This window comes from Gemmatimonadota bacterium (assembly GCA_009838645.1).
Taxonomy (GTDB): Bacteria; JAAXHH01; JAAXHH01; order JAAXHH01; family JAAXHH01; genus JAAXHH01.
In genome coordinates, this window is record VXRC01000048.1 from 66,072 (window position 1) to 92,864 (window position 26,793).

Here is a 26,793-nt window from a genome sequence, read left to right on the forward strand (position 1 = left end):
TTTTCATGCGGGAACGACTTCCCGGTTTCTCAGCAGGGCGGCAACTTCGTCCATGACGCGGTCCGCCACGTCGGACTTGGATTGCAGGGGCAGGGATTCCTCGCGGCCGTCGCGGTGTATCAGGGTGACGATATTCGTATCCGTCTCGAATCCGGCGCCCTCGGCGGTGAGGTCGTTGTAGACCACCAGGTCCAGGTCCTTGTCCGCCCGCTTCCGGCGCGCGTAGTCGAGACCGTCATGGGTCTCCGCGGCAAAGCCGATCAGTACGGGCGGGCGGGCGGCGGCCACTTCCGCGAGGATATCGGCGGTCCGCGTCATCTCCAGCGTAAGACGTTCCTCCGTCTTCTTCGTCTTCCGGGGGGCCTGGACGCCCGGCCGGTAATCCGCCACGGCCGCCGCCATGATCACGGCATGCTGGCCTTCGCGGCCGGCCAGAACGGCTTCGCGCATTTCACCGGCGGTCCGTACGTGTTCCACGGCGACCCCGTAAGGATCCTGGAGGTGCGTGGGTCCCGCTACGAGCGTGACCGACGCGCCACGCCGGGCCGCGGCCCTTGCGAGGGCGTAACCCATCTTTCCGCTGGAGCGGTTCGTGACGCACCGGACGGGGTCGATATCCTCCGCCGTGGGGCCGGCGCTCACCAGCACGTTGCATCCGGCCAGGTCGTGGTCGGGATCGGCAAGGATGGCGACCGCTTCCACGATCTGCTCCGGCGCCGCCAGCCTCCCGTCCCCCTCCTCGCCGTTGGCCAGCAGGCCGAATTCCGGTTCGATGACGTGAACGCCCCGGCTCCTGAGGCGGTCGAGGTTCGACTGGACGGCTTCATTTCTCCACATGCGGAAATTCATGGCCGGCGCCAGGCAGCAAGGCGCTTCGCAGGCCAGCATCACGGTGGAGAGCAGGTCGTCGCCCAGCCCGTTCGCCATCTTGCCGATGATATTGGCCGTGGCGGGCGCGATGGCCACCGTATCGGCCCAGACCGCGAGGTCGACGTGTTCTTCACCGGCCATCCCGGTGTCGGGAAACTGATCGACGGCCACGGGATGGGCGGTCAGCGCGCTGAAGGTTACGGCACCGACGAACGCGCCGGCTTCCCGGGTCATCACCACCCGGACGTCCGCCTGTTCCCGGACGAGTCCGCGGACTACTTCGGCCGCCTTGTAGGCCGAAATGCTGCCCGTCACCCCGAGGACGATCCGGCGTCCTTTTAACCTGGACATCGGGAACTCCTGACTTACTCCACGGCCTCGTCTTCCTCGGCCGGCTGATAGTCGTAGTTCAACTCGTCGCCGAGCAACCGGTCCAGCGCCATGGTCGTCACTTTCTCGGCGCGGTCCTCCTGCGTGCCCAGCATCTTGTTGTGGAGGTTGATTCTCCGTGCCTCCATGGCCGTCACCATGACGGCCTCGTAGATGTTGTCGGCGACTGCCCTCATGCGCTCCTGGGAAATGTACTGTGTTGTTTTCGTGGCGTTCATGGCTGCTCCCATCGGCTGATGCGGCGCCGTTCGGCGGCTATGATCCCCCGAATGGCGTCAACGGTGGACTGCTGCTTGCCATCTTCATTGTCGACCCCGTAGTCATACGCGGGAAGGTACTTCATCTCGGTGCGCGCCTTTTCCAACCGCTTACGGATCTGTTCGTCCGTTTCCAGGCCGCGCTGTTTCAACCGCCGTGCCAGGCTGTCTAGGGAAGGCGGAATCAGGAAGACGAGCACGGCCTCCGGGAATATGGCCTTAACGGCTCCTCCGCCCTGGACGTCGATGACCAGCAAGGCTACGCCCCCGGACCGAATGACGCGCTCGACGGCGTCCCGGGGGGTGCCGTACAGCACGCCGTCGTAAACTTCCGCCCATTCGAGAAAGGCGCCCTTTCGTATCTTCTCCTTGAATTCGTCCGCGCTGACAAACTGGTAATCGATCCCGTCCCGCTCGTTCGGCCGCTTCTTCCGGGTCGTCATGGATACGGACCGGACGATGGCCGGGTCTCCGGTCGTAAGCAATTCGCCGATCGTGGTCTTTCCCGTACCCGACGGCGCGGAGAGGACCAGGCAGAACCCCTTTGCCTCCGTGCGGCCGGGCGGCCCGGGCGCGACGGATTCACTCAATGTTCTGCACCTGTTCGCGGACTTTCTCCAACTCTTCCTTGGCCTGGATGACGGAATGGCTGATTTCCGTATCGTTGCCCTTGGAACCGATGGTATTGATCTCCCGGTTCATTTCCTGGATGAGGAAATTGAGGCGCCTGCCCGGACTCCCTTCGTCCCCCAGCGCTTCCAGGAAGGCGCCGCAATGGGCGTCCATGCGAACGCATTCCTCGGTCACGTCGCTCCGCTCTGCAAACAGGGTGATCTCCATGGCCATGCGCTGCGGGTCGACCGGTCCGTCGTCAAGCAGGCCCTCGATCCGACGGTGCAGGCGTTCCCGGAACTCGGCCACCCGGTCCGGCGCTCGGTCCTCGATCGACCCCAGCAAGGCCTGAATGGCCTGGATCCTGCCGCGCAGGTCGATTTCGAGCGCCTTCCCTTCGTTTCGCTTCATGTCCTTTAAGGCTGCGAGCGCACGCTCGAGGGCGTCCTCGATACCCTTCCAGCGCTCGACCGGTTCGACTTCGTCGGCTTCCGGCGTCACCAGGCCCGGGTAGGCGGCGACCATTTCGAGGGAGACCTCGCCCGATACGCCGAGCTCGTCCTTGAGCTGCCTCAGCGCGTCGCAGTACTTCCTACCCGCCTCCGCGTCGATCCGTATCCCGTGAGCGCTTGAATCGCCGTCGTCGCACCGGACGGACACGGAAACGTTGCCCCGCGTCACGTGGTCCTGCACGTACGCGCGCACGCGGCCCTCCAGCGAACCCAGAGACTTCGGCAGCCTTACCGCGATGTCGCAGAACCGGCCGTTAACCGAACGCAATTCGACGACGGTGCGGACGCCGGCGAGGTCGGATTCCCCGGCGCCGTATCCAGTCATGCTGCATATCATTCAAAGCCCCTGAATCCCCGGTTACGGCCTGTTTCCAAGAAACATGAAAATACACGCTAAACGGCGATTTGTCAATAACATATTGGCGGCCGCCCGGCGGCGTTCCTTCCCATTCCTGGCACGCCCCTGGCATGCCCCTGGCACGCCCCTGGCACGCCGAAAATAAGATTCATGACCTTTGACGCAACCGGTTCCGTTATATTATGCAAAAGGCGGGACGCGGCGGTCCCGACGCCGCGGAACGTCATCGTATCGGGATCGCACCGAAACCGGAATCAGGATGGAGCAGGCATGGACGCCCTGGTGTTACAGGCTGTGAAAGACGAAAGCAGGGAGCTGGAAGGGTCGCGTATTGTGGCCGTCGAGCAGTACGCACCCATGGAAATCGGCCTCCTCCTGAAGACGAGCACGGGCAGGCGCTTGCTGTCGATCTCCGTGCAGCCGGGTTTCTCCCGGGTACATCTGTCGGATGCCGCGAAGAAGGGCGAAGCTTCGTCCGCGCTGCTCGCCGCGCTGCGGGACCATCTCGTTCCCGGCCTGCTGGAGAAGGTCGACGTGGCACCCTTCGAACGGGTGGTGCAACTCCATTGCAGGGGCCGGTCCTCGCCGGGACCCGGCCGGTACCGCCTGATCGCCGAGCTCATCGGGAACCGGGGGATCATGGTCTTCCTTTCCGATCCGGACCGCGTTATCCTGGAGACCCTCAGGCGTATTCGGGGCACGGAAAGGGAACTGGTTCCCGGTGAGACCTACGCGTTCCCGCCGCCGATGAAAAAAACACCGCTCGGCGAAGCCACGCGCGAACTGCTGGCCGGAGCGGACCGCCTGGAGACACCGGAAGCACTGGCGCGCCAATTGACCGCCACCTTCGCGGGTCTGTCCAGGGATATGGCCCAGGAGGTCGTGGCCCGGGCGGGCCTGTCGGACGCGACGGCCTATGCGGACAGGGACGGAGTGGACCGCGTCGCCCGGACCTGGCAGAGCCTGGAGGAGCTTGTCCGCCGCGTGAAGGAACGGGACTGGACGCCCTGCATCGGAAGGTCTCAGGACGGCCGGGCCCGCGTCCTTTCCGCGGTCCCGGTCCATTCCCTGCCCGCGGCGCAGGTAGAACGCCACGAAACCGTCAGCATCGCCGTGGAACGTTTCTACGAAGAACGAATGGACGAAGAAGCGTTCAAGCAACGGCAGCAGAAAGTGCAGCGGGCCCTGCGCGATGAGATCCGGCGCCTGGAACGCCTGACGGAGAACCTGGGAAAGGACTTGGTTCACGTGGAGCAGGAAGAAGAATACCGCCGGTACGGCGAGCTGATCACCTCTCACCTGGCCGGGCTGAAAGCGGGGTCGACGGAAGCCCTGGTCGAAGACTACTTCAGCGCTGACGGGGAGGAAGTCGCCATTCCCATGAAGCCCAACCTGTCGCCGGCGGAGAACGCCCGGTGGTACTTCCGGCAGGCCCGCAAGGCCCGGGACGGGCGGAAGGCGGTGGCCCAACGCATCGCCCGGGCACGGAAACGCCTGGAAGAAGTCACGGGCATCCGCGCGAAGCTGGGATGCGACGCCGATGAAGAGAGGCTGGAGGAAGCTTACAGAGCCTGCATCAGGCTGGATCTGGTCAAGGCGCCCCGCGAAACCGGCCCTTCGAAAACCGGCGTTTCGAAACGGCCGCGCAAGAAGACCGGGCAGGACATCCATCCGAGGAGGTACCTCACCTCCAGCGGACACCTGCTGCTCGTGGGCCGCAACAGCCGGGAGAACGAAGCGTTGACGAAATCGGCGGCGCCGGACGACATCTGGCTGCACGCGCGGAACCTGGGCGGTTCCCACGTGATCCTGCGGCGGGAGGACAAGACCCAGATGCCGAGCAGGAAGACCCTCTACGAAGCGGCCTGCCTGGCGGCCTGGTACAGCAAGGGCCGGGGTTCCACCACGGTGCCGGTGGACTACACGGAGCGCCGTTACGTCCGGAAAATGAAAAACGGCAGCCCCGGACAGGTCGTGTTCACCCGCGAAAAAACGCTCTTCGTCGAACCCGGACTGGCACTCCGCCAGGCCGACACGCCGGGGACGGCCTGACGGAGTTGACACGACCGCCGGAAGCGTCCGACCAAGCATGACACGTATCGTCGGGAACGTCCGACCGAGATTGGCGCGTTCCGCTCAGACCCGGTCCACGATGCGGCCTTCGGCGTAGGAGCCCAGCAGCTTGAAGTTGGCAGCGATCTCCCGGAGGTGGTTGAGCGCCCGGCTGCAGAGCAGGCTCTCGGCGTGCCCCTCGAAATCCAGGTAGAACAGGTACTCCCAGGGGGATCCGACCAGGGGCCGCGATTCGATCTTGGTGATGGAGATGTCCCGCAGCGCGAAGACGCTCATGGCCTTGAACAGCATGCCGGGTTCGTGGGGCACCGAGAAGACGATGGAGGTCTTCATGCGCTCGCCCTCCGATGGTTCGGGCGCTCTGCCCAGGACCAGGAACCGCGTATAGTTCTGGGGGTTGTCTTCGATCCCGCGCTCCAGGATCTCCAGCCCGTACCGCTCCGCGGCCCGCGTGCTCGCGATCACGCCGATATCCCGCCCTTCGCCCTCACCGAGCATCTTGGCCGCGCCGCCGGTATCGTACACGGTTTCGGGTTTCATCGACGGATGCTCACGGAAGAACCGGACGCACTGTTCGAGCGCTTTGGGATGAGACTGGACCCGGCGGAGTTCCTCCGGCCGGACGCCCGGTTTCGCCATCAGGTTGTGGACGATGCGGAGCACGATTTCACCCACGATCTGCAGGTCGTGCTCCTGCATCAGGTCGTAATTGACGTGGATGCTGCCCGCCAGGGTGTTCTCGATAGGCAGCATGCCGTAATCGCAGCTGCCCTCGTCCACGGCGCGGAACACGTCGTCGAACCATCCGTGGGGAACCGGTTCGGCCGCGTCTCCGAAATAGGCGAGCACGGCCATCTCGCTGAAGGCTCCCAACTCGCCCTGGAAGCCGGTCCTGAACTTCTTCAATCGGTCCTCCTTTCACCCAGCAACGCGGCCCTGCTCTCCTTCGCCTTCGTCAGCGTCTCCACCAGTTCCGATTCGCGCCCCTCCTCGATCTGCGCCGCCAGGTCGTCGAGCAACCGCCTGGCGTCCTCGATGCCGCGCCGCAGGGACCGCCCGTTGGTCAAGCAGATGTCGGCCATCACCTGCACGGTGGACGCGGCCAGGCGGGTCGTGTCCCGGAATCCCGACGCGGCGAACTCGCCCAGGCATTCTTCCTCGCGCGCCGTCTTCTCCGCGGCGAGTGCCAGTACCACGGACAGCAGGTAGGGCAGGTGGCTGGTGACGGAGACGATCCGGTCGTGGCGCTCGGCGGGTATGACGGCAGGACGCGCCCCGATCCGGCGGACCAGGTCCGTGAGCAGGTCGAGGGCGCCTTCATCCACCGAGGGGGGCGGGACCAGGGCGAACGTCGCATCCTGAAACAGCCCGTCATCGGCGTGATCGATGCCGGTGTGCTCGGTGCCCGCCATGGGGTGTCCGCCGACATACCGCTTGATGCCGGCCTGGCCGGCGACGGCGGAAACGATCGCCTCCTTCGTGCTGCCCAGGTCCAGAAGGATGGTCTCCTGGCCGAGCAGCGGCGCGAGGCCGGGCAATATTTCCAGGATGGACCGCACGGGCGTGGCGAGGACGACCAGGTCGGCCCCTGCCACCCCCTCGGCCATTTCCAGGTATCCCGCGTCGATGGCGCCGCGTTCCAGGGCCCGGTCCAGCACGGCCCGGTCAAGGTCGACGCCCGCGACGCGTTCCGCCGCCCCCGCCTTCCGGACCGCCATGCCGAAGGAACCGCCCAGCAGTCCCACGCCGATAATGGTGATGCGCATAGGCCAACTCAGCCGATAGTTCGGTTGACGGCCGTCGCGACCGCCTGCAGTTCCGGGATCAGGGAGGTCAGCGCTTCCGGAGTCAGAGACTGGTCCCCGTCGGACAGCGCGCGTTCCGGCGTCGGATGCATCTCGATCATGAGTCCGTCGGCGCCCACCGCCACGGCCGCCCGGGCGGCCGGTCCCACGAAATCGGCGTTGCCGGTCCCGTGGCTCGGGTCGATGAACACGGGCAGATGGGTGTATCTCTGCAGCACGGGCACGGCGGAGATGTCGAGCGTGTTCCGGGTCCACGTCTCGAAGGTCCGGATACCCCGTTCGCACAGGACGACGTTGTGGTTCCCCCCCGCCAGGATGTACTCGGCCGCCAGGAGCATTTCCTCGAGCGTGGCGGACATGCCCCGCTTGAGCATGACGGGCTTGCTGCTGTGCCCTACCACGTTCAGCAGCGGATAGTTCTGCATGTTCCGCGCGCCGATCTGCAGCATGTCCACGTATTCCGAGACCATGGGTTCCATCTCGGGCTCCATCACTTCCGAGATGGTCGGCAGGCCCGTTTCCTCGCTGACCCGGGCCATGATCTTCAGGCCTTCCTCTCCGAGCCCCTGGAAGCTGTAGGGCGATGTCCTGGGCTTGAACGCCCCGCCGCGTATGATGTGAGCCCCCGCGGCCCGGGCGTGTTGCGCCGCCTCCAGGAACTGGTCGTAGGACTCGACGGAACAGGGACCGGCGATGATGGTGATGCCGTCGCCGCCGATCGTCACGTCGCCCACCTTGAAACGAGTCTTGTGCGGCTGCACCTCCCGGCTCACCAGCTTGTAGGGCCGCTGGATGCGCTGAACGCGGTCCACCCCGTCCAGGATTTCAAACTGTTCTGGAGAAAGACTGAGGGTATTGCCGATCACGCAGATGATGGACATCTCGTCGCCCTGTATATCCCGTGGTTTACAGCCGAAGGCCCGGATGGTCTCCCGGACGTGCTCCTTCTGTTCTTCCGTTGCATTGAGTTTCATCACAACCACCATTTCAGCCTCCCTCGGCAATGTCCGGCCGGAGCACGACGGCACCGTCCAGGTATACATGCCGTATTTCATCCTGAGGTTTTTCTGTATTTACATGAACCAACACCCGAACGCACCCGGGAAGACTCCCGGGAACCTCCATCTCCTGCGTGCAGAACAGGGGGATCGCTGTCCACCCCATCTGGCGCACGCCGTAGGCGGGTGTCTGCGCATCGAGATCTTTCGTCGACGAAAAAAAGACGCTGATGATGTGTTCTAATTCGATGCGGTTTCGTTCGACTATTGTTGTAAGCAACCGACGCGATGCCTCACAAATGGCTTCGGAAGTGTTCGATTCAACGGTTATCGCGCCGCGAATGCCTCGGACCATGATTCCTCCCGGGACAGTGAACGCTGGATATTACCCGATCAAAGCATGAAAGGGGAGGTGAATACGTGGGCGCCGCGGAGACCTGACCAGTCTCGTGGACGCCCACACACATCTCCCTTTCGACGTGAAACCTGTATCATTTCAATGCTCCATGCGTACCATGCATACGGGCATCGACTGGATCCGATCCGGTATGCTACCCCTGCACGGCGACCGGCGTTTCCCGGTCCATGCCCGCCCTCAGTGAAGCCACGTATTCGCCGACGGACCGGAGCATGTCCGGCCGGCCGGCGTGTGCTTCCATCACGTTGATGATGGCGCTGCCCACGATGACGCCGTCGGCCAGGCGGGAGGCCTCTCCGGCCTGCTCCGGCGACGAGATGCCAAAGCCCAGTCCGAGGGGCCGGTCCGTGTGGGACCGCACCTGTGCCATAAACGCGTCCACCCCTTCCGCCAGTTCCCCCCGCGCGCCCGTGACGCCCGTCAGGGAGACGCAGTAGACGAATCCCGTGGTGTGGAGGTTCACCAGTTCGATCCGGGCCGAAGTGCTCGTAGGCGCCACCAGGAAGACGACGGTGAGGCCGTGCCGCCGGCAGGCGTCTGACAGATCGGCCCCCTCCTCCGGCGGGAGGTCCGGCACAATCAGCCCGTCCACCCCCGCGCGGGCGGCATCCCGGCAAAATACCCCGATCCCGTAGGCGAGCACCGGGTTGTAGTAGGTCATCAGTACCACCGGTATTTCGGTATGCTCCCGGATGGAAGCGACCGTCTCGACGATGGACCGCAGGGTCGTGCCCCCGTTCAGCGCCCGCAGCGCGGCGCGCTGGATCGTGGGGCCGTCGGCAATGGGATCGGAGAAGGGCACGCCCAGTTCCACCAGGTCGGCCCCGCGTCGGTCCAGTTCAACGACCAGCGCGGCCGTCGTTTCCAGGTCCGGGTCCCCCGCCATGACGTAGGGGATCAGCGCCTTGCGTCCCGCGGACTTCAGCGACGCGAAGGTCTCTTCGATCCGGTTCATTCGGCGCCTCCTGCGCGCTCACCGTTCCGGGCCAATAACCCGTCCACCTGCTCGACGTCCTTGTCTCCGCGGCCCGACAGCCCGGCGACGATGACCTCCTCCCGGTCCATTTCCGGAGCGATCCGGGCGATATGGGCGATGGCGTGGGCGCTTTCGAGCGCCGGTATGATGCCTTCGACCCGGGAGAGCAGTTCGAAGGCCTCCAGCGCCTCGTCGTCGGTCACGCTCACGTACTCCGCGCGGCCGGAGTCCTTCAGGTAGCTGTGCTCGGGTCCCACGCCGGGATAGTCGAGTCCCGCGGAGATGGAATGGGCGACCTGGATCTGGCCGTTCGCGTCCTGCCCGGTGTAGCTCATGGCGCCGTGCAGTACGCCCGGCGTGCCCAGGCCCAGCGTCGCCGCGTGCATCCCCGTATCCAGCCCGTGTCCCGCGCCTTCCACGCCGACCAGTCGGACGCCGTCGTCGAGGAAAGGATGAAATAGCCCGATGGCGTTGCTGCCGCCCCCCACGCAGGCGACGAGCACGTCGGGGAGCCGCCCTTCTTTCTCCAGGACCTGCTCCCGCGCTTCCCGGCCGATGACCGACTGGAAATCACGCACCAGCATGGGGAAGGGATGGGGCCCCGCCACCGACCCGATGATGTAATGTGTATGGCGGACGTTGGTCGCCCAGTCGCGCAGGGCCTCGTTCAGCGCGTCCTTCAGCGTGCGGCTGCCCGCTTCGACGGCGATGACCCGGCTGCCCATCAGGCGCATGCGGAAGACGTTCAGCGCCTGGCGTTCCATATCCTCGGAACCCATGTAGACGTCGCATTCCAGGCCGAAGCGGGCGGCCACGGTGGCCGTGGCCACGCCGTGCTGGCCCGCCCCGGTCTCCGCGATGACCCGCGGTTTCTTCATGCGCCGGGTGAGCAGGATCTGGCCTATCGTGTTGTTGATCTTGTGGGCGCCCGTGTGGTTCAGGTCCTCCCGCTTGAGATAGATCCGCGCGCCGCCGAGGGCCTGCGTCAGCCGCTCCGCGTAGTAGAGGGGGGAAGGACGGCCCACGTAGTCCCGGAGGTAGTAACGGAACTCCTCCTCGAATTCCGGGTCCCTCTTCGCAGCCTCGTACACTTCGAGCAGCTCGTCCAGGGCCGTCATCAGCGTCTCCGGAACATAGCGGCCGCCGAATATCCCGAAATGTCCGCGCTGGTCGGGCAGCGTGACCGCCGTCATCCTTCGCTCCCGTTCCCGATATGTTCGATCAGGGCATCCAGGCCCAGCCGATAGCTGTCGCTTCCGTGTCCGCAGATCTGCCTGAGCGCCACGGGTTCGATATAGGAATGATGCCGGAACTTCTCCCGGGCGTGTATGTCCGACAGGTGGACTTCCACGACGGGCAGGCCCACAGCGACGATCGCGTCGCGCAGGGCGATGCTCGTGTGGGTGTACGCGCCGGGATTGATCAGGATGCCGTCGGCCCAGCCGAGGGCCTGCTGGATCTCGTCCACCAGCACCCCCTCGTGGTTGGACTGGCGGATGCGCATCTCGATCCCCCGTCCCGCCGCGGCCGCTTCGAGGGACCGGTTGATGTCCTCCAGCGTATCCGTACCGTAGACTTCCGGTTCCCGGACGCCCAGCATGTTCAGATTCGGACCGTGCAACACGAGTATTCTCATAGAATCTACACCGATTTGGCGCCGATGCGCCTCTAGCGCCGATGCGCCTCTAACGCCGATATGCCTTTATCTGCCGGTGCGCCTTTTTTGCTGATGCGCCGCCTTGTTAGTTCCCCGTCGCGAGGACGGACCGGATGTATTCGGCGGGCACGTCGTCGCGGACGGCCACCTCGCCGATGCGGCTGGGCAGGATGAAACGCGAGTGTCCGCCCACCGACTTCTTGTCGAACTCCATGGTCTCGATCGTCGCCGGGACGTCCAGCCCGTCGCACCGGTGGGGCAGTCCCGTGCGCCGCACCAGATCGATCAGCCGCCGGACGCTTTCGCCGTCCAGCATGTCCATGCGCTCCGCGATCCGGGCGGCGTAGACCATGCCGACGGCCACGGCCTCGCCGTGCAGCATGCCCGTCTGCGTCTCGATGGCGTGGCCCATGGTATGGCCGAAGTTGAGTATGGCCCGCCGTCCCTGTTCGCGCTCGTCGCCGGCGACCACTTCCGCCTTGATCTCGCAGGACCGCGCCACGAGGTGCGCCAGCACGCCGCGGTCGCGTTTCAGTATATCGTCCAGGCGCCCTTCAATATAGGCGAACAGGACGGGGTCAGCAATGACGCCGTACTTGATCACTTCCGCCATGCCCGCGCGCAGTTCCCGGTCCGGAAGGCTGCCGAGCGTATCCAGGCTGGCCAGCACGAGTAGGGGTTGGTAGAACGCGCCGATCAGGTTCTTCCCGCGGCGGTGGTCCACGGCCACCTTGCCCCCCACGCTGGCATCCACCTGGGCCAGCAGCGAGGTGGGGACCTGGATGAACGGGATGCCGCGCATGAAAGTGGCCGCGGCGAAACCGGCCAGGTCTCCGATGACCCCGCCGCCCAGCGCGATGACTGGGGAACGGCGGTCCATCCGGTGGACCAGCATGGCGTCATAGAGCTTTTCGGCCCACGGCAGCGACTTCTGCGCCTCGCCGTCCGGCACTTCGACCAGGTCCGGTTCGAACCCGGCCGAACGCAGGGAATCCGTCGTCCGTTTGCCGTACCGCTTCGCGATCCCCGGATGGGTCACGACCAGCGCGCGACCGGTCAGATCGAAGGACGTCATACGGCGTCCCAGCCGGTCGAGCGTATCGGGCCCGATCACGATGTCATAGCTGTCTGGTCCGAGGTCCACCCGGATCACGCGTTCTTCACTTTCCACCCAGGCCTTCACCATCTCCACCGTTTCCTCGATCGTATGGTGCGACGTGTCGATTTCATGGTCCGCCCGGCCGTAGACCGGCGCTCGCTCGCGCTGGAGCGACCGGATCCGTTCCAGGGGGTCGTCCCCGGCCAGGAGCGGCCTGATCCCCGAATCGCCTCGCGTGCGCGCAAGGATCGTCGCCGGCGGCGCGTTCAGGTGAATGACCGGACCGAGCGAGCGAAGCACGGCGAAGTTGTCCGGATCGAGCACCGCGCCGCCTCCGGTGGCGACCACCCTGCGCACCCCGTCGGCGAGGCCCCGGATGACCGCCTTCTCGATCGTCCGGAAACCGGTCTCCCCCCGCTGCTCGAAGATCTCGGGGATACGCGCCGCGGCCTTCTTCTCGATCAGCGCGTCGGTGTCCACGAAGGGCACGCCCAGGGTGCGCGCGAGGCGCCAGCCCACCGCCGTCTTGCCCGTGCCCATGAAGCCGATCAGGACGATGCCGCCGGATTGCCGTTTTCCAGATTCAGCCACTTCCCGTCCACCTCTTGCCCGTGCCGTTTCCATCGCTAGTAACGTGCCAGCTGGTCCATGTAGCCCTGGTAGTTGCGCTGCATTTCCTCCAGGCTGTCGCCCCCGAATTTCTCCTGCATGGCGTCGGCGACGACGAAGGCCACCACCGCTTCGCCGATCACGCCGGCTGCGGGCACGGTGCACGCGTCCGACCGCTCCTTGGCGGAATCGAAGGCTTCCTTGGTCTCGATGTCCACCGACATGATCGTGCGCATGAGCGTCGCGATGGGCTTCAGCGCGCCGCGGACGACGATTTCTTCGCCTTCAGTCATGCCGCCCTCGACGCCGCCGGCCCGGTTCGTTTCGCGGTAGAACCGTCCGCCTTCGTAGAAGATCTCGTCGTGGACCTCGGAACCGAGGACCCGGGTCACGCCGAATCCCAGCCCGATCTCCACGCCCTTCACGGCCTGGATGCTCATGACGGCCTGTGCCAGGCGGCCGTCGAGCTTGCGGTCCCACTGCACATGGCTGCCGAGGCCGGGCGGCGCGTTCAGCACCTTGACCTCGAAGACCCCGCCGATGGTGTCCTTGAGGGACTTCGCCCGGTCGATCTCCGCGATCATTTTCTGCGCGGCGTCTTCGTCGGCGCAGCGCACGGGCGAGGCCTCGGCCCGGTCGATGATCTCATCGTTCGACAGGCTGCTCACGTCCGCGTCCACCTGCCCGATCCGCACCACGTGGCTGAGCACGCGTATGCCGAAGGCCCCGAGGAGGGACCGGGCGATCGCGCCGACCGCGACGCGCATGGTCGTCTCCCGCGCGCTCGCCCGTTCCAGGATGTCCCGCAGATCGCGGCGGTCGTATTTCAGTCCACCCGCGAGATCGGCGTGGCCCGGACGGGGCCGGGTCACCCGCCGCCGCACCGGGCCGTCGGTCTCCTCGATCGCCATCACGTCCGTCCAGTTCTGCCAGTCCCGGTTCTGCACGACGAGAGAAACCGGTCCGCCCATGGTCCTGCCGTGGCGCACGCCGCCCAGGATCTCGATCGTATCGGTCTCGATCTGCATTCTCCGGCCCCGGCCGTAACCGCCCTGGCGCCGTTTCAGGTCCCGGTCGATGTCTTCCGCGGCCACCGGCAGCCCCGCGGGCAGTCCTTCGAGGATCGCCGATATGGCCGGTCCGTGTGATTCGCCTGCGGTCAGGTATCGCAACATGCCTTATCCTCCCGGGCCGTCCTGCGCCGTAGCTGTTCCTCCAACGCGCTTCTCATCACTTCGACCGGCGCCTCGCGGCCGGTCCAGATTTCAAAAGACGCCGCACCCTGGAACAGCAGCATGCCAATGCCGTTCGAGGTCTCCGCGCCCCGCGACCGTGCGCATCGCATCAGCCCGGTCTCCGCCTGGTCGTAACGCGTGTCGTAGACGAACTGTCCGCCGGTGAACCAGTCGCCTTCCAGCGGCAGATCCCCCGGGATCGCGTTGATCACCAGGTCGGCCTCCCGGACCGCGACGCCGAGGCCGGAAGGCGAAAGCGTGGTCGCCTCTGCACCACCCACCGACGCCGTGTCCCGGGCACGGTTCGCGTTGCGCGCGGCAATGGTAATCGAAGCGGCTCCCTGTCCGCGGGCCATGGCGCAGGCCGCCCGGGCCGCGCCTCCCGCGCCCAGGATCAACATCCTCGAACCCGCGACGGACACACCTTTTTCCCCGAGCGCCCGCAACAGTCCGGCGCCGTCCGTGGACGTGCCGGCGAGCCGTCCCGACCGGTTCACGATGGTGTTGACCGAACCGATCCTGCGGGCCTCTTCGGACACCTCGTCCAGGTAGGGAAGCACGTCCGTCTTGAGCGGCTTGGTCACGTTGACCCCCGCCAGCCCCAGTCCCCGGATGCCGTCGACGGCCCGCCGCACTTCGATGGACGCGATTTCGAAGGTTACATACACGTAGTCCAGTCCGCAATGGCGAAAGGCCGCGTTGTGCATGGCCGGCGAAAGCGTATACCCGATGCCCTGTCCGCATACGCCGACCACGCGGGTCGAACCCGATATGGCGGGGCCGCTGGGCCCGTTTTCAAGCGAAGAATTCATACAGTCCGCCTCGCCGCCTCCACGAAAGCCCGGATCTTGCCGTGGTCCTTGCGGCCCGGTTCCCGCTCCACGCCGCTGCCCGTGTCCACGCCGTAGGGCCGCACGCTGCGCACGGCCTCGGCCACGTTGTCCGGATTCAACCCGCCGCTCAGGATGACGCGGTGGGGACTGCCTTCCACGAACCGCCAGTCGAAGGTGGTCCCCGTGCCGCCGTACCGGTCTTCGGCATACGTATCGAGCAGCACCGCTCCGACGGTATACGCCGCGGCAGCGGATTTCCACGATGCGTCCCTGACGCGGAAGGCCTTGATGACCGGGCGCTTCAGCGTTTCACAGAAACCGGGCGGTTCGTCTCCGTGAAGCTGCACGACCTGGATTCCCGCGACCTCGCAGATATCGTCGACGTCGCCGGCCGCCGCGTTCACGAATACACCCACCGGGACGACGAAGGGCGGCAGTCCGGCCACGATTTCCGCGGCCCGTCCCGGCGCCACGCAGCGGGGACTGCCCCCATAGAATATGAACCCGAGCGCGTCCGCGCCCGCGCGAACGGCCGCGGCGGCGTCCGCCTCGTTCGTGATGCCGCAGATCTTGATCCTGACCTTATTCATGGCCCTGTCCCCGGGGAAGTCATTCACCGTCGAATCCCCTGTTGCTGACTCCGGATCCCCTGTTGCTGCCTCGTGCCGGACCGGCCCAGCAGGGCGTCCAGTTTTCCGCCGATCTCCTCCGCTCCCATCAGGGACTCGCCCACGAGAACGGCGTCGAATCCCGCTTCCTGCAGCCGCAGGACGTCCTCGCGCCCATGGATCCCGCTCTCGCTGACGGTCACGATGCCCCGGGGGATGCGCGGCCGGAGACGCAGCGACGTTTCCAGCGAAACGGTGAAGTCCGTCAGGTCCCGGTTGTTGATGCCGATGATGCGGCTGCCCGCCGCCAGGGCCCGGTCCAGTTCCTCCTCGTTGTGCACCTCCACCAGGCAGTGCAGGCCGCAGGCCGCCGCGGTCCGTTGCAGGGCCGCCAGGCGGGCGTCGTCCAGGATGGCCGCGATGAGCAGCATGGCGTCCGCGCCCAGCGCCGCGGTCTCGTGCACCTGGTACTCGTCCACGATGAACTCCTTGCGCAGCACGGGGACGGGGACGCACCGCCGGAGTACCGCCAGGTCCTCGTCGCTGCCCTGGAAGAACCGCCGGTCCGTCAACACCGATATGGCCGAAGCCCCGTGGGCCGCGAAGACCGGCCCGATCTCCGCGGGCGACGCGTCGGGACGGATCGCGCCCTTCGACGGCGAGGCCTTCTTGAATTCGGCGATGACCCCGATGCCGTCTCCCTGTTTCAGCGCACGGTCGAAGGGCCGGATGTCGCGGCGGCGAACGGGCTCGCCTTCGGGAAGGGGCACGCGCCGCTTCCGGTCTTCGACCTCTTCGATCTTATGCGCTACGATCCGATCAAGGATATTCATGACGCTCGTGTCTTTCCCTTCCCGTTACCCGGGGCCCGGAGGGTCATTCGCCGGTCATGCGGACCAGCGCGTCGAGTTTCTCCCGCGCACCGCCGGTGTCGATGGCCCGGGCTGCCTTTTCGATGCCTTCGTCGAAGTCCTCCGCGGCGCCGCCGGCCACGATCGCCGCCGCGGCGTTAAGCAGGACGATGTCCCGCCGGGGACCGGATTCCCCGGCCAGCACGGACCGGATGATCTCCGCGTTCTCGTCCGCCTCGCCCCCTCTGAGGTCCTCGATGGACGCCCTCGGCAGTCCGAAATCTTCCGGCGCTACGTCATAAGTCCTCACGACGCCGTCCCGGGCTTCCGCCACGTGGGTCGGCGCCGTGGTGGTCAACTCGTCCAGCCCGTCCGCGCTGTGCACCACGAAAGCGCGCTCCGCCCCCAGGTTGTTCAGCACGTGGGCGGCAGTCTGGACGACGCCCGCGTCGTATACGCCCATGACCTGGGCCGTGGTCCCGGCCGGATTGGTCAGCGGTCCCAGCAGGTTGAGCACCGTCCGCACGCCGAGCTCCCGGCGCGGACCGCTCGCGAACCGCATGGCCGAGTGGAGAGCGGGGGCGAACATGAACCCGATGCCGATCTCGTCGATGCAGGCGGATACCCTTTCCGGCGGCGTTTCGATATGGACGCCCAGAGCCGTCAGCACGTCGGCGCTGCCCGCCTTGCTGGACGCCGCGCGGCCGCCGTGCTTGGCGATGGACGCGCCCGCGGCCGCGGCTACGAAAGCCGCCGCCGTCGAGATGTTGAACGTATGCTTTCCATCGCCGCCCGTGCCGCAGGTGTCCACGATGGGATAGGCCTTGCAGTCGATCCGCGTGACCCGGGCGCGCATGACCCTGGCGAACCCAGTGACCTCCTCGATCGTCTCGCCCTTCAGCCGGAAGGCGACGAGGAAGGCGCCGATCTGCGCCGGCGTGGCGTCCCCCGACATGATCCCGTTCATGACCTCCACGGCTTCCGCTTCGGTCAGCGAGGTCCCTTCAATCGCCTTCGCAATGGCTTGCTGTATCATGTAACCCTGTCTCCATCCAGTTTCGCGCTTCCCGGTCACGCGGACCAGTGCCGCAAGTAGCGCGCATCCCGATTACGCGACGAACGGCGCGGGTTGCGCGCATCCCGTTCACTCGGACGCACGCCGTTATCGCCCCACCGCCTGACGCACGGTCTCCATGGTCGGGCGGGCCAGTTCCCGCGCGGTGCAGGCGCCCGCTTCCAGCAAGCGGTCGATGCGGGACCGGTCGGCCATCAACTCCTCGTAAACCGCCCTGGGGCGTTCCAGTAAACCGTCGATGAGGTCGAACAACTCTTCCTTGGCCGCTTTCCAGGTGATCCGGCCCTCCACCAGCCGGCTTCGCATCGTCTCGGTCCGGTCCCCGTCCGCGAACTGCCTGTAGATCTGGAATACGAGCGACGTCCCGGGGTCCTTGGGCGCGCCGGGCGGACTCGAATCCGTCTTGATCCCGAATATGGCCCTGAGCAACTGTTCGCGCGACCCGAAAAGCGGTATGGTGTTGTTATAGGCCTTGCTCATCTTTCTTCCGTCCGTGCCGGGAATCTCGGCCGTTGAAGGATCGGACAGGTTAAGCGGCAGGGTGAGCACGTCGCCGAAGGACCGGTTGAAACGCGCGGCAATGTCCCTTGCGATCTCGATGTGCTGTTCCTGGTCCCTCCCCACCGGTACGTACTTCGCCTGGAACAGCAGGATGTCCGCCGCCATGAGTATGGGATAGGAATACAACCCCATGTTCACCCCGGCGTCGGCGCCCCCTGTGTCCGTGTCCCTGGCGTCCCCGTCCTTGGCGACGGCGTCCGCGGCCCTGGCGTCCCCGTTTCCTGCGTCGGCGGCCCTGGCGTCGGCGTCACCGGCGTCCGCGTCCCAGACATCCACGGCACCGGCGACTCGCGTGTGGACTCGCGTGTGACGGTCCACCTGCGCCTTGTACGCGTGGGCGCGGTTCATCAGGCCCTTCGACGTCGAACAGGAAAGGATCCACGACAGTTCGAAGACCTCCGGCACATCCGATTGGCGGTAGAAGACCTGGCGTTCGGGATCCAGCCCGCAGGCGATCCAGGTCGCGGCGAGTTCGTGGCACAGGTCCCTGAAGCGCACGGGGTCCTTCACGAGCGTCAGGGCGTGATAGTCCGCCAGGAAATACATGGCATGGGCTTCGGGCGACCGCCGCGCGAGTTCCAGTGCGGGCCGGATGGCGCCGATGTAGTTGCCGAGGTGCGGACTGCCCGTCGGCTTGATGCCCGTCAGGATGACTTCGCGCCGGTTCATGGGCAGGTTGGTAGGCCGGTTCATGAGCCGTCCTCCCGGCTCGCGTTCACCGCATCGGCCGCTCGGACCAGTTTCCTGAAGACGTTGTCGATGAGCCGCAGGCCGATTTCGTCCTTGAGCGTCATGATGGATTCGGGATGGAACTGCACCGCCGCCACGGGCATCGTGCGATGTTCGATGGCCATGACCACGCCGTCTTCCGTCTCCGCCGTGACCGTTAGTTCCGGCGGCAGCCGATCGCGTTCGGCGTGCAGCGAGTGGTATCGGCCTACCGTGAAGGACCGGGGGAACCCTTCGAACAGGGCCCCGGCCTGCCCGGCCTGCCCGGCCTGCCCGGCCTGTCCGGTCCGGACGGTCACGCGCGACTCCTTCCCGTGCATGGGATAGGGCAGCACGCCCAGGGTGCCGCCGAAATACTGGACGATACCCTGCAGCCCGAGACAGACGCCGAAGATGGGCAGCGACCGTTCCAACGCTGCGTCGATGGCCAGCGCCACGTCGAAATCCGACGGCTGGCCGGGACCTGGCGACAGAAAGACCAGGTCCGGGTCGTAGGCATCCATGAGTTCCGTCAGCCGGGACCGGGAGATGCCCGTCCTGACCGTCATGACGTCGGCACCGGTCTGGCGCAGGTAGTTGGCCAGCGTATGCACGAAAGAATCTTCATAATCCACCAGCAGCACGCGCTTCCCCGACCCGGCGTCTTCCGCGAATCCGGAATGGGCGCTTCCCCTCCGGGATTCACGGGGACGCCCGATCGCATCGATGAACGCCATGGCCTTGAGTTCCGTCTCGCGTTCCTCGTCCTCGGGTATGGAGTCCATCAGCAGCGTGCTCCCGGCCCTCACCTCGGCGATCCCGTCCTTGATACGTATGGTCCTGAGGGTGAGCCCCGTGTTCATGTTCCCGTCGAATCCGAGGAATCCGATCGCGCCTCCGTACCAGGCGCGGCACGACCGTTCGTTGCTTTCGATGAACCGCATCGCCCAGATCTTCGGCGCGCCGGTCACGGTGACCGCCCAGGTGTGCGCGAGAAAGGCGTCCAGCGCGTCATACTCCGGCCGCAGGATGCCTTCCACGTGGTCGACCGTATGGATCACCTTCGAGTACATCTCGATCTGACGCCGTCCGATGACCCGGACGCTGCCGGGCACGCATATCCGCGACTTGTCGTTCCGGTCCACGTCCGTACACATGGTCAGCTCGGATTCCTCCTTCTCCGAGCTCAGCAGCTTGAGGATCTGGTCGGCGTCGCTCAACGCGTCGTTCCCCCGGCTGACCGTGCCCGAAATGGGGCAGGTCTCGATCCGTATCCCCTCGCCCCGGACGAACATCTCGGGCGACGCGCCCACCAGGTATTCGCGCTGTCCCAGGTTGATGAGCGTGGCGTACGGCGCGGGATTCCGCTCCCTCAGGCGGCGGAAGATCTCGGAAGGCGGGTCCGGGCATGACTCGTAGAAGGTCTGGCTGGGCACGACTTCGAACAGGTCGCCACGCTTGAAGTACTCCTGCGCCTTGCGGACAACGTCGGCATAGGCGCCTTTATCGAATTCCCTGGCGGCCGTTGCCTGTCCCGCGTGGTAGGGCTGGACGGCACCCTCCCTGTGCAGGCCCTGGGTTGACCCGCCGCCCGTATCGAATTCGTAATCGTACCGGACGGCCACCTCGCGGTTGTGATCGACCGTCACCAGCCGGTCGGGCAGGTAGAGCACCAGGTCGCGCTGGTCCGACGGACGGCTCAGCCGGTAGTCCATGGGTTCGAACTGGAAGGCGAGGTCGTAGCCGAAGGCGCCGTAGAGGCCTAGATGATGCTCGTCCGGGCAGGAGAAGAGGTCGATGATCCCCCGCAGGATCGAGAAAACGGAGGGTTGCCGGCTGCGCTGCTCTTCCGGGAAATGTTCGCCGGGCGGATGCACCTCCCCGGAGATGCGGTCCTCGTGACGGGCAACGTCACGCGTGGCCCGCAGACCTTCGACCTGCGCGAGGATCGCGGGCAACAACACCCCGCCCCGGGCGTTCAGGGCCTCGATACGAAATGCGTTCTCCCGGGTTTCGATCCGGATCGGCGGATCGACGAACCCCATGTCCCACCGGGTATATCTTCCGGGATACTCGTAACCGGACGCGAACAGGGCGCCCAGGCGGGCATCGAGCGCGTCGATTACGGGTTCAATGGCTTCGTCCGGAGGTAGATGCTCGGCGTACCGCTTGACGGCCAGGCCGCCCCCGGTCTGGTATTCGATGGCTTCCAGGTGTATGTGGGTAACTCGCATCGTTCTGTCCCGCTCCCGGTGAACCGATCCTTAAAGTATCCCCAACCCTTTAGCGGCCCGTCTTCGATTCACCCCATAAAAAAAGGCCGCTACCTTGTGAGGGTAGAGGCCGGTCAAATCAACGAAGGATGAATCTACTTCAATCAGGCGCCGCTTCGCATGACATGCCGCCTCGTCCCGTAAAAAGGCCACCAGGTAAACAGATCGCTCAGCTTCCGCCAAGCGTAGAATCGGGATGACCGGGACGAACTTGCGGCTGTCATTTCAGTCCATTGCTCAATGTGAAAACCGTTCGGCTGCCGTTTGTCGAATGCGCCATTATAGCGCGGTACGGCGGTAAAGTCAAGGTTTTTTCTCACCAAGAAAACAGTTGCGAATTCGGGGGGCAGCCTGTACCATGCTGGCGTTGTATAGCGTCCGAATCGGCCGTTGGAATCGGGGTGCGCCGAATATGCAGTACAGGGAACCCGGTCTGTTCAGGAAGTGGTTCTGGAATACCTATGATTACCTGGGAACGCTGATCGTGATCAACATCCTATGGCTGCTGCTCGCCCTGCCGCTGGTAACCCTTCCCCTCGCCTTCGCCGGACTGTTCCGGGTCACCGGACGCATCGCTGCCTACGAAGAAACGGGCATCAGAGACTTCTTCGACCACACCCGCGGGGACCTGCGCCGGAGCTTTCTGCTCTGCGGCCTGTACGCGGGCGTCCTGATCCTCCTCGCGGCCAACGTGCTCTTCTACGTGCGGCTCATGGAAGCCTGGCCGTGGACGGGGGCGATACTGAGCGGCGTGATGATGTGGCTGATCGTCTTCGTCTGCATGACGGCCGTATACGCGTTGCCCCTCATGCTGCGCGAGCAGGTACCGGTCCGACAGATCGTACGGACGGGCGTATACCTGGTCGTGGACAACCCGCGCCATTCCTTCGCGCTGCTGGCTGCCGGTTCCCTCGTCATGGCCTTCAGCCTGGCCAGCGGCGTCGGGCTGCTCTTTCTGGGTCTCGGCGCCATCGGCGTCCTGTTCAGCACCGGACTGAGGGAAATCCTGAAACGATATGAACAGAGGGAAACCGGCGTCCTGGAGGAAGCGCGTGGATGGCGGGACCTGCTCCGCCCATGGGGGTATTCATGATGGGGAAGGAGGCCCGCGGCGACGCCGGGGAGGCCACCGCGCCGTTCATCGTAATCGAAGGGATCGACGGGGCGGGCAAGACGACCCAGTTGAAACGGCTCAGGCGGTGGATGGAAACCCGTTACGGCGGTCCGGTCCATACCACCGGGGAACCCACGAACCGCCCCATCGGAAGACTGTTGAAGGACGCCCTTCAGCGCCGGGTGGAGCTCGACGGCATTTGTCACGCGCTGCTGTTCGCGGCCGATCGGATCGACCACGTCAAAACGGAAATCGAATCCCACATACACCGCGGAATCCCCGTGCTGTGCGACCGGTATTTCCTCTCGTCCTTCGCCTACCAGTGGCGGGAGATGCCCGGCGAGCTGGACTGGATCGAGTCGATCAACGCCCGGGCGATCCACCCCCACCTGACCCTGTTGATCGACGCGCCCGCCGAAGTCTGCATGGACCGCATACGCCGGGCGCGGCCGGATACCGAACTGTTCGAAGAACTCGAAACGCTACGCGCCATCCGCGAGAACTACCTGGAACTGGCGCGGCGGAGAAGCGTCCTGGACCACATCCGGATCATCGACGGCGCGCGCACGCCCGACGAAGTGCAGGAGGAAGCGCGCGCGCGGGTGGAAGAAGTGATGCAACCCTCCTGCAGCGGATAACGCCATGCTGACCTACATCCTCCGGTTCGTAATGAGATTCCTGGCGGGGATCCTGATCCAGCAGGTCCTTCGTTTCCTGGCCGCCATGGTCATGCGTCCCCCCCGGCCGGTCCGTCCGGAGCCCGAACCCCGGGCCCGGGCGCCACAGAAGCCGAAGACGACCATCGATCCGAGGAACATCGAGGAAGGCAAGTTCGAGGACATCCCCGGAGAGTGACACCGTGAGCAAAGGATGCTGAGAAACTTCACCTGGATCATACCCCGTCGGCTGGCCGGCATGGCCCTGCCGACGAGCGCCCTTCGAGGTCGCGGGGGCGCCGCGGCGGACCCCGCGCTGGCGCAGGAGGCGGACCCCGCACTGGTGCAGGACCTGATGCGCCTGAAGGAACAGGGCGTGCGCACCGTGGTGTCCCTGACGCGCGAACCGCTCCACGAAGGGACACTGGACCACTGCGGGATCCACAGCCTGCACATTCCCGTGGAGGACATGACGGCGCCTTCTCCGGAACAGATCCGCCGGGCTGTTGAGTTTATCGATGAGCATGTGGAACAGGGCGGCGTGGTCGTGCACTGCATGGCGGGCATAGGCCGCACCGGAACCGTGCTGGCCGGGTATCTCGTCTGGCGGGGTTCCACGCCCGAAGCCGCCATAGCGGAAATCAGAAACAGCCGGCCCGGGTCGGTGGAGACCTTCGACCAGGAATCGTCGATCTTCCGGTTCGCCGAATCCATGGCCGGGCATAAAGCGTAAGAAAAACGTGCGTAGGAAAAGACGCGCCAGGGAGGCAACCAGCCCCATGTTCACGATCGCGGTAATCACCGACGAAGTATCCCAGGACCTGGACAGGGTCATCGCATTCGCCCGTGATTTCAACCTGGACGGGATCGAGATCCGATCGATCTGGGACAAGCCGCCCCAGGATCTCGACGACGACGAGATCGCCCGGATCAGGGACCGGACCGGTGAAGCCGGACTGGCGGTCGTCGGCGTGGCGCCACCCTTCTACAAGTGCGACATAGACGACGACGCCTCCTGCAGCGAACATCTCGATATCCTACGCAGGAGCATACGGGTCGCCCGGCGATTGGACACGCCGCTGGTCCGCGTCTTCGCCTTCTGGAAACAGGATCCCCTCGATCATTTCTGGGACCGGATTGTCGACCGGTTCCTTGAACCTGTCCGTATCGCCGACGGCGAGGGCGTCGTGCTGGGACTGGAAAACGAAATGTCCACCATGATCGGCACCGGCGCGGAAACCCGGCGTTTGATCGACGTCCTGGATACACCAGTCGTCAAACCCCTCTGGGATCCCTGCAACGAACTGTTCGACGACGAAGGTCACGCGCCTTATCCCGACGGCTACGATCACATCCGGTCGGACATGTATCACATGCACATCAAGGATGGGGCACGGGGCACGGACGGGGGGTATGTCAATGTTCCCATGTGCGAAGGCGAAATAGACTACCGCGGCCAGTTCGCCGACCTGGCCGAGCAGGACTACGAGGGTTGCGTGTCACTCGAGACCCACTGGCGCATCGGACCGGAGCAGATCGAACAGACCCTGCTTGAACTGCCTGGTGGAAAACAGTTTTCGGAGGCCGGTGAAGCGGCCTCCAGGATCTGCATGCGGAACACGCTGGACCTCCTGGCCGACCTGGGCGTAACCCGGGCGTGAGGCCGGCCTGGGCGTAACCCGGGCGTGAGGTCCACGCGAGATCAGGCAAGCGCGGCCGGCCGGACCGGTCAGGTCGTCACCGGACATGAGGACAGACAGGAATGGGAAGAAAGGGAATAAGATGAAAGACCACCCGTACAGGACGCACACCTGCGGTGAATTGCGGCAGACCGACGACGGAACGCGGGTGCGGATCGCCGGCTGGGTGCACCGCAAGCGGGACCACGGCGGCCTGCTCTTCATCGACCTGAGAGACCACTACGGGGTCACGCAGGTCGTCATCACGCCGGAAAGCGGATTCCACGAGGAAGCGGGAGACCTGCGTTCGGAGAGCGTCGCCACCTTTACCGGCGAGGTGATCCCGCGGGCGGAGGATGCGATCAACCCCAACCTGCCCACCGGGCGCATCGAGGTGAAAGCCGATTCCATGACGGTGCTCAGTGCCGCGGATCCCCTGCCCCTGTCGGTCGCGGACGAGCGGGAATACCCGGAGGCCACTCGGCTGACCTACCGCATGCTGGACCTGCGCAGGCAGCGGCTGCACCACAACATCGTCATGCGGTCGCGCATCATCGCGAGCGTACGGCGCCGCATGACGGAAATGGGTTTCAACGAGTTCAACACGCCCATCCTCACCAGCAGTTCGCCCGAGGGCGCCCGGGACTACCTGGTCCCGAGCCGTGTGCATCCCGGAAAGTTCTACGCCCTGCCCCAGGCGCCGCAACAGTTCAAGCAGCTCCTGATGATCTCGGGGTTCGACCGGTACTTCCAGATCGCCCCGTGCTTCCGGGATGAAGACGCCCGGGCCGACCGGTCGCCTGGCGAGTTCTACCAGCTGGACGTGGAGATGTCCTTCGTCGAGCAGGACGACGTCTTCGAAGCGCTGGAGACCCTGTTTTACGGCCTGTTCACGGAGTTCAGCGACTGGGACGTCACCGCCCCGCCCTTCCCGCGCATCCCCTATCGCGACGCGATGCTCCGTTACGGGACCGACAAGCCCGACCTCCGGTTCGGCCTGGAGATCGAGGACGTCACCGAGGCCTTCCGGGCGTCGGAGTTCAACGCCTTCCGCCAGATCGTCGAGAAGGGCGGCATCGTCCGGGTCCTGGCCGTCCCGGGCGTGGCCGCGCGGCCCCGCAGTTTCTTCGACAACCTGGACCGGACCGTGAAAGAGGATTTCGGGGGACGGGGCGCGGCGTACATCTCCTTTGCCGAGGACGGGGTCAAGGGTTCCATCGCCCGCGTGCTGGACGGGCCGACCCTTGAACGGCTGAAATCAGTCATCGAACCCGAAACGGGTGCCTCGTGGTTCTTCGTGGCCGACACGGAGGAACGGGCCGTCGACGTGGCGGGCCGGCTCCGGCTGCATTTCGCCGACCTGCTCGACCTGCGGGAACCGGGCGCATACCGCTTCTGCTGGATCGTCGATTTCCCCATGTACGAGCACGACGCCGAATCGGGCAAGGTGATCTTCTCCCATAATCCATTCTCCATGCCCCAGGGCGGCCTCGAAGCCCTGGAGACCACGCCGCCTCTCGAGGTCCTGGCCTACCAGTACGACATCGTCTGCAACGGAACGGAGCTGTCCAGCGGCGCCATCCGGAACCACCGGCCCGACATCATGTACCGGGCCTTCGAAATCGCCGGTTACTCCGCCGCCGAGGTCGACGCGGAGTTCGGCGGCATGATCAGCGCGTTGAAGTACGGCGCGCCGCCCCACGGCGGCATCGCCCCGGGCATCGACCGTATCGTCATGCTCCTCACCGACGAGACCAATCTCCGGGAGGTCATCGCCTTCCCCCTGAACCAGAACGCCCAGGACTTGCTCATGGGCGCGCCGGGGGAGGTCAGCGAAAAACAGCTTCGGGAACTCCACATCCGCCTTCGGCGGTAGCCCGGCCCCGCCTTCGTTTTATTTTACTTACACCCTTGACAATGGCAGGGATGTTGATTATATTTACCTGTCTGTGTTCTTGAGCTGCTCAAGATGCGGATCCGTACTGATTATAATGGGCCACCATAGCTCCAATGGCAGAGCGGCTGATTTGTAATCAGTAGGTTCTCGGTTCGAATCCGAGTGGTGGCTTTCAGGCAGCCAGGGGAGGTTCCAGAGCGGTCAAATGGGACGGACTGTAAATCCGTTGGCTCAGCCTTCGCAGGTTCGAATCCTGCCCTCCCCATGTTTCGCTACGGGGTCCGGCTGGCCAGCAGCTTCAGAACGAAAACCGGCGGGAATAGCTCAGTTGGCTAGAGCATCAGCCTTCCAAGCTGAGGGTCGCGGGTTCGAGTCCCGTTTCCCGCTCTAAATGTTCCGTGTCCGAGGTTCGGAATTACTGAAGGTTTTTACCGCAGAACTGTAAAAGCTTATCTGAACCTTGAACGAAGCGCCCTTGTAGCTCAGTTGGTAGAGCAACACCATGGTAAGGTGTAGGTCGCCGGTTCAAGTCCGGCCGAGGGCTTGGCGCTGAATTTCGCTGACATTGAATACGTTTTCGTTTCGTTAACCTAGCCGGTTCAGGAGAAAGACTCCATGTCGAAGGAAAGATTCGAGCGTACCAAAACCCACGTGAACATCGGCACGATC

Annotated in this window: 26 protein-coding genes and 4 tRNA genes; 11 read left to right on the plus strand and 19 right to left on the minus strand. The window is 65.1% G+C overall.

The features are described from left to right. Nucleotides 1–3: 3 nt before the first annotated feature. The 4 genes from coaBC to F4Y38_13785 are packed head-to-tail and all read right to left on the minus strand — an operon-like array spanning nucleotide 4 to nucleotide 2,978. Nucleotides 4–1,221 (minus strand): bifunctional phosphopantothenoylcysteine decarboxylase/phosphopantothenate--cysteine ligase CoaBC, encoded by a 1,218-nt coding sequence (gene coaBC / locus F4Y38_13770; GenBank protein ID MXY50352.1) that lies wholly within the window; start codon nucleotides 1,219–1,221, stop codon nucleotides 4–6. A 14-nt stretch (nucleotides 1,222–1,235) separates the two neighbouring features. Continuing rightward, the gene (locus F4Y38_13775) at nucleotides 1,236–1,478 is read right to left on the minus strand and encodes a hypothetical protein (GenBank protein MXY50353.1); all 243 of its coding nucleotides are present in this window, start codon (nucleotides 1,476–1,478) and stop codon (nucleotides 1,236–1,238) included. Then, nucleotides 1,475–2,203 carry a guanylate kinase gene (locus F4Y38_13780; protein MXY50354.1) on the minus strand — a complete coding sequence of 243 codons (729 nt, stop codon included), beginning with the start codon at nucleotides 2,201–2,203 and terminating at the stop codon, nucleotides 1,475–1,477. Before F4Y38_13780 ends, F4Y38_13775 begins: the two co-directional genes overlap by 4 nt. Further along, complete coding sequence (locus F4Y38_13785; GenBank protein ID MXY50355.1) at nucleotides 2,100–2,978, minus strand: YicC family protein; 879 nt, start codon at nucleotides 2,976–2,978, stop codon at nucleotides 2,100–2,102. Before F4Y38_13785 ends, F4Y38_13780 begins: the two co-directional genes overlap by 104 nt. Nucleotides 2,979–3,149: 171 nt before the next feature. On the opposite strand from F4Y38_13785, the gene F4Y38_13790 reads away from it, so the two are divergent. Continuing rightward, nucleotides 3,150–5,051: a fibronectin-binding domain-containing protein gene (locus F4Y38_13790; protein MXY50356.1), complete on the plus strand. Its 1,902-nt coding sequence runs from the start codon at nucleotides 3,150–3,152 to the stop codon at nucleotides 5,049–5,051. An 84-nt stretch (nucleotides 5,052–5,135) separates the two neighbouring features. On the opposite strand, the gene pheA is transcribed toward F4Y38_13790, so the two are convergent. The 15 genes from pheA to F4Y38_13865 form a co-directional block, all read right to left on the minus strand. Then, nucleotides 5,136–5,927, minus strand: coding sequence for a prephenate dehydratase (gene pheA, locus F4Y38_13795; GenBank protein ID MXY50357.1), 792 nt, complete (start codon nucleotides 5,925–5,927; stop codon nucleotides 5,136–5,138). 47 nt (nucleotides 5,928–5,974) lie between these two features. Next, nucleotides 5,975–6,838 carry a prephenate dehydrogenase gene (locus F4Y38_13800; GenBank protein ID MXY50358.1) on the minus strand — a complete coding sequence of 288 codons (864 nt, stop codon included), beginning with the start codon at nucleotides 6,836–6,838 and terminating at the stop codon, nucleotides 5,975–5,977. An 8-nt stretch (nucleotides 6,839–6,846) separates the two neighbouring features. Next, on the minus strand, nucleotides 6,847–7,863 hold the full coding sequence (aroF, locus tag F4Y38_13805) for a 3-deoxy-7-phosphoheptulonate synthase (protein MXY50359.1): 1,017 nt from the start codon (nucleotides 7,861–7,863) through the stop codon (nucleotides 6,847–6,849). 1 nt (nucleotide 7,864) lies between these two features. Continuing rightward, nucleotides 7,865–8,233 carry a chorismate mutase gene (gene aroH, locus F4Y38_13810; GenBank protein MXY50360.1) on the minus strand — a complete coding sequence of 123 codons (369 nt, stop codon included), beginning with the start codon at nucleotides 8,231–8,233 and terminating at the stop codon, nucleotides 7,865–7,867. A 193-nt stretch (nucleotides 8,234–8,426) separates the two neighbouring features. Further along, complete coding sequence (locus F4Y38_13815; protein MXY50361.1) at nucleotides 8,427–9,248, minus strand: tryptophan synthase subunit alpha; 822 nt, start codon at nucleotides 9,246–9,248, stop codon at nucleotides 8,427–8,429. Beyond that, complete coding sequence (gene trpB / locus F4Y38_13820) at nucleotides 9,245–10,462, minus strand: tryptophan synthase subunit beta (protein MXY50362.1); 1,218 nt, start codon at nucleotides 10,460–10,462, stop codon at nucleotides 9,245–9,247. Before trpB ends, F4Y38_13815 begins: the two co-directional genes overlap by 4 nt. Then, a complete protein-coding gene (gene aroQ, locus F4Y38_13825) occupies nucleotides 10,459–10,905 on the minus strand; it encodes a type II 3-dehydroquinate dehydratase (protein ID MXY50363.1) in 447 nt (148 codons plus the stop codon). The genes trpB and aroQ overlap by 4 nt, the downstream gene beginning before the upstream one ends. A gap of 106 nt (nucleotides 10,906–11,011) precedes the next feature. After that, entirely contained in the window at nucleotides 11,012–12,649 is a 1,638-nt protein-coding gene (locus tag F4Y38_13830) for a 3-dehydroquinate synthase (protein ID MXY50364.1), read from the minus strand. Nucleotides 12,650–12,651: 2 nt separating this feature from the next. Further along, nucleotides 12,652–13,806, minus strand: a complete 1,155-nt coding sequence (aroC, locus tag F4Y38_13835) for a chorismate synthase (protein MXY50365.1) — start codon at nucleotides 13,804–13,806, stop codon at nucleotides 12,652–12,654. After that, nucleotides 13,794–14,681, minus strand: a complete 888-nt coding sequence (aroE, locus tag F4Y38_13840; protein ID MXY50366.1) for a shikimate dehydrogenase — start codon at nucleotides 14,679–14,681, stop codon at nucleotides 13,794–13,796. The genes aroC and aroE overlap by 13 nt, the downstream gene beginning before the upstream one ends. Further along, nucleotides 14,678–15,292, minus strand: coding sequence for a phosphoribosylanthranilate isomerase (locus tag F4Y38_13845; protein ID MXY50367.1), 615 nt, complete (start codon nucleotides 15,290–15,292; stop codon nucleotides 14,678–14,680). The genes aroE and F4Y38_13845 overlap by 4 nt, the downstream gene beginning before the upstream one ends. Nucleotides 15,293–15,315: 23 nt before the next feature. Further along, on the minus strand, nucleotides 15,316–16,143 hold the full coding sequence (gene trpC / locus F4Y38_13850) for an indole-3-glycerol phosphate synthase TrpC (protein MXY50368.1): 828 nt from the start codon (nucleotides 16,141–16,143) through the stop codon (nucleotides 15,316–15,318). A gap of 43 nt (nucleotides 16,144–16,186) precedes the next feature. Continuing rightward, the gene (gene trpD, locus F4Y38_13855) at nucleotides 16,187–17,197 is read right to left on the minus strand and encodes an anthranilate phosphoribosyltransferase (GenBank protein ID MXY50369.1); all 1,011 of its coding nucleotides are present in this window, start codon (nucleotides 17,195–17,197) and stop codon (nucleotides 16,187–16,189) included. 126 nt (nucleotides 17,198–17,323) lie between these two features. Beyond that, nucleotides 17,324–18,466, minus strand: a complete 1,143-nt coding sequence (trpS, locus tag F4Y38_13860) for a tryptophan--tRNA ligase (GenBank protein MXY50370.1) — start codon at nucleotides 18,464–18,466, stop codon at nucleotides 17,324–17,326. 20 nt (nucleotides 18,467–18,486) lie between these two features. After that, nucleotides 18,487–20,739, minus strand: coding sequence for an anthranilate synthase component I (locus tag F4Y38_13865; GenBank protein MXY50371.1), 2,253 nt, complete (start codon nucleotides 20,737–20,739; stop codon nucleotides 18,487–18,489). A gap of 397 nt (nucleotides 20,740–21,136) precedes the next feature. Between F4Y38_13865 and F4Y38_13870 the strand changes: the two genes are divergently transcribed. The 10 genes from F4Y38_13870 (at nucleotide 21,137) to F4Y38_13915 (ending at nucleotide 26,668) form a co-directional block, all read left to right on the plus strand. After that, nucleotides 21,137–21,871 (plus strand): DUF624 domain-containing protein, encoded by a 735-nt coding sequence (locus tag F4Y38_13870; protein ID MXY50372.1) that lies wholly within the window; start codon nucleotides 21,137–21,139, stop codon nucleotides 21,869–21,871. Next, entirely contained in the window at nucleotides 21,835–22,530 is a 696-nt protein-coding gene (gene tmk, locus F4Y38_13875) for a dTMP kinase (GenBank protein ID MXY50373.1), read from the plus strand. The genes F4Y38_13870 and tmk overlap by 37 nt, the downstream gene beginning before the upstream one ends. 4 nt (nucleotides 22,531–22,534) lie before the next feature. Further along, the gene (locus F4Y38_13880; GenBank protein MXY50374.1) at nucleotides 22,535–22,747 is read left to right on the plus strand and encodes a hypothetical protein; all 213 of its coding nucleotides are present in this window, start codon (nucleotides 22,535–22,537) and stop codon (nucleotides 22,745–22,747) included. Nucleotides 22,748–22,762: 15 nt separating this feature from the next. Further along, nucleotides 22,763–23,281, plus strand: a complete 519-nt coding sequence (locus F4Y38_13885) for a protein phosphatase (GenBank protein ID MXY50375.1) — start codon at nucleotides 22,763–22,765, stop codon at nucleotides 23,279–23,281. Nucleotides 23,282–23,327: 46 nt separating this feature from the next. Then, a complete protein-coding gene (locus F4Y38_13890; GenBank protein MXY50376.1) occupies nucleotides 23,328–24,209 on the plus strand; it encodes a sugar phosphate isomerase/epimerase in 882 nt (293 codons plus the stop codon). 121 nt (nucleotides 24,210–24,330) lie between these two features. Continuing rightward, on the plus strand, nucleotides 24,331–26,103 hold the full coding sequence (gene aspS / locus F4Y38_13895) for an aspartate--tRNA ligase (GenBank protein ID MXY50377.1): 1,773 nt from the start codon (nucleotides 24,331–24,333) through the stop codon (nucleotides 26,101–26,103). 119 nt (nucleotides 26,104–26,222) lie between these two features. After that, nucleotides 26,223–26,295, plus strand: a tRNA-Thr gene (locus F4Y38_13900). Nucleotides 26,296–26,307: 12 nt separating this feature from the next. Then, a tRNA-Tyr gene (locus F4Y38_13905) sits at nucleotides 26,308–26,389 on the plus strand. 48 nt (nucleotides 26,390–26,437) lie between these two features. Continuing rightward, nucleotides 26,438–26,511, plus strand: a tRNA-Gly gene (locus F4Y38_13910). Nucleotides 26,512–26,595: 84 nt separating this feature from the next. Beyond that, nucleotides 26,596–26,668 (plus strand) — tRNA-Thr (locus F4Y38_13915). The last annotated feature ends 125 nt before the right edge of the window (nucleotides 26,669–26,793 follow it).

Bases quoted from the DNA above. Each gene is read 5' to 3' on its own strand.
- coaBC (MXY50352.1), bottom strand. From the start codon at position 1,221: ATGTCCAGGTTAAAAGGACGCCGGATCGTCCTCGGGGTGACGGGCAGC.
- F4Y38_13775 (MXY50353.1), bottom strand. From the start codon at position 1,478: ATGAACGCCACGAAAACAACACAGTACATTTCCCAGGAGCGCATGAGG.
- F4Y38_13785 (MXY50355.1), bottom strand. From the start codon at position 2,978: ATGATATGCAGCATGACTGGATACGGCGCCGGGGAATCCGACCTCGCC.
- F4Y38_13790 (MXY50356.1), top strand. From the start codon at position 3,150: ATGACCTTTGACGCAACCGGTTCCGTTATATTATGCAAAAGGCGGGAC.
- pheA (MXY50357.1), bottom strand. From the start codon at position 5,927: ATGGCCGTGCTCGCCTATTTCGGAGACGCGGCCGAACCGGTTCCCCAC.
- F4Y38_13800 (MXY50358.1), bottom strand. From the start codon at position 6,838: ATGCGCATCACCATTATCGGCGTGGGACTGCTGGGCGGTTCCTTCGGC.
- aroF (MXY50359.1), bottom strand. From the start codon at position 7,863: ATGGTGGTTGTGATGAAACTCAATGCAACGGAAGAACAGAAGGAGCAC.
- F4Y38_13815 (MXY50361.1), bottom strand. From the start codon at position 9,248: ATGAACCGGATCGAAGAGACCTTCGCGTCGCTGAAGTCCGCGGGACGC.
- trpB (MXY50362.1), bottom strand. From the start codon at position 10,462: ATGACGGCGGTCACGCTGCCCGACCAGCGCGGACATTTCGGGATATTC.
- aroQ (MXY50363.1), bottom strand. From the start codon at position 10,905: ATGAGAATACTCGTGTTGCACGGTCCGAATCTGAACATGCTGGGCGTC.
- F4Y38_13830 (MXY50364.1), bottom strand. From the start codon at position 12,649: ATGGAAACGGCACGGGCAAGAGGTGGACGGGAAGTGGCTGAATCTGGA.
- aroE (MXY50366.1), bottom strand. From the start codon at position 14,681: ATGAATTCTTCGCTTGAAAACGGGCCCAGCGGCCCCGCCATATCGGGT.
- F4Y38_13845 (MXY50367.1), bottom strand. From the start codon at position 15,292: ATGAATAAGGTCAGGATCAAGATCTGCGGCATCACGAACGAGGCGGAC.
- trpC (MXY50368.1), bottom strand. From the start codon at position 16,143: ATGAATATCCTTGATCGGATCGTAGCGCATAAGATCGAAGAGGTCGAA.
- trpD (MXY50369.1), bottom strand. From the start codon at position 17,197: ATGATACAGCAAGCCATTGCGAAGGCGATTGAAGGGACCTCGCTGACC.
- trpS (MXY50370.1), bottom strand. From the start codon at position 18,466: ATGAACCGGCGCGAAGTCATCCTGACGGGCATCAAGCCGACGGGCAGT.
- F4Y38_13865 (MXY50371.1), bottom strand. From the start codon at position 20,739: ATGCGAGTTACCCACATACACCTGGAAGCCATCGAATACCAGACCGGG.
- F4Y38_13870 (MXY50372.1), top strand. From the start codon at position 21,137: ATGCTGGCGTTGTATAGCGTCCGAATCGGCCGTTGGAATCGGGGTGCG.
- tmk (MXY50373.1), top strand. From the start codon at position 21,835: ATGGCGGGACCTGCTCCGCCCATGGGGGTATTCATGATGGGGAAGGAG.
- F4Y38_13880 (MXY50374.1), top strand. From the start codon at position 22,535: ATGCTGACCTACATCCTCCGGTTCGTAATGAGATTCCTGGCGGGGATC.
- F4Y38_13885 (MXY50375.1), top strand. From the start codon at position 22,763: ATGCTGAGAAACTTCACCTGGATCATACCCCGTCGGCTGGCCGGCATG.
- F4Y38_13890 (MXY50376.1), top strand. From the start codon at position 23,328: ATGTTCACGATCGCGGTAATCACCGACGAAGTATCCCAGGACCTGGAC.
- aspS (MXY50377.1), top strand. From the start codon at position 24,331: ATGAAAGACCACCCGTACAGGACGCACACCTGCGGTGAATTGCGGCAG.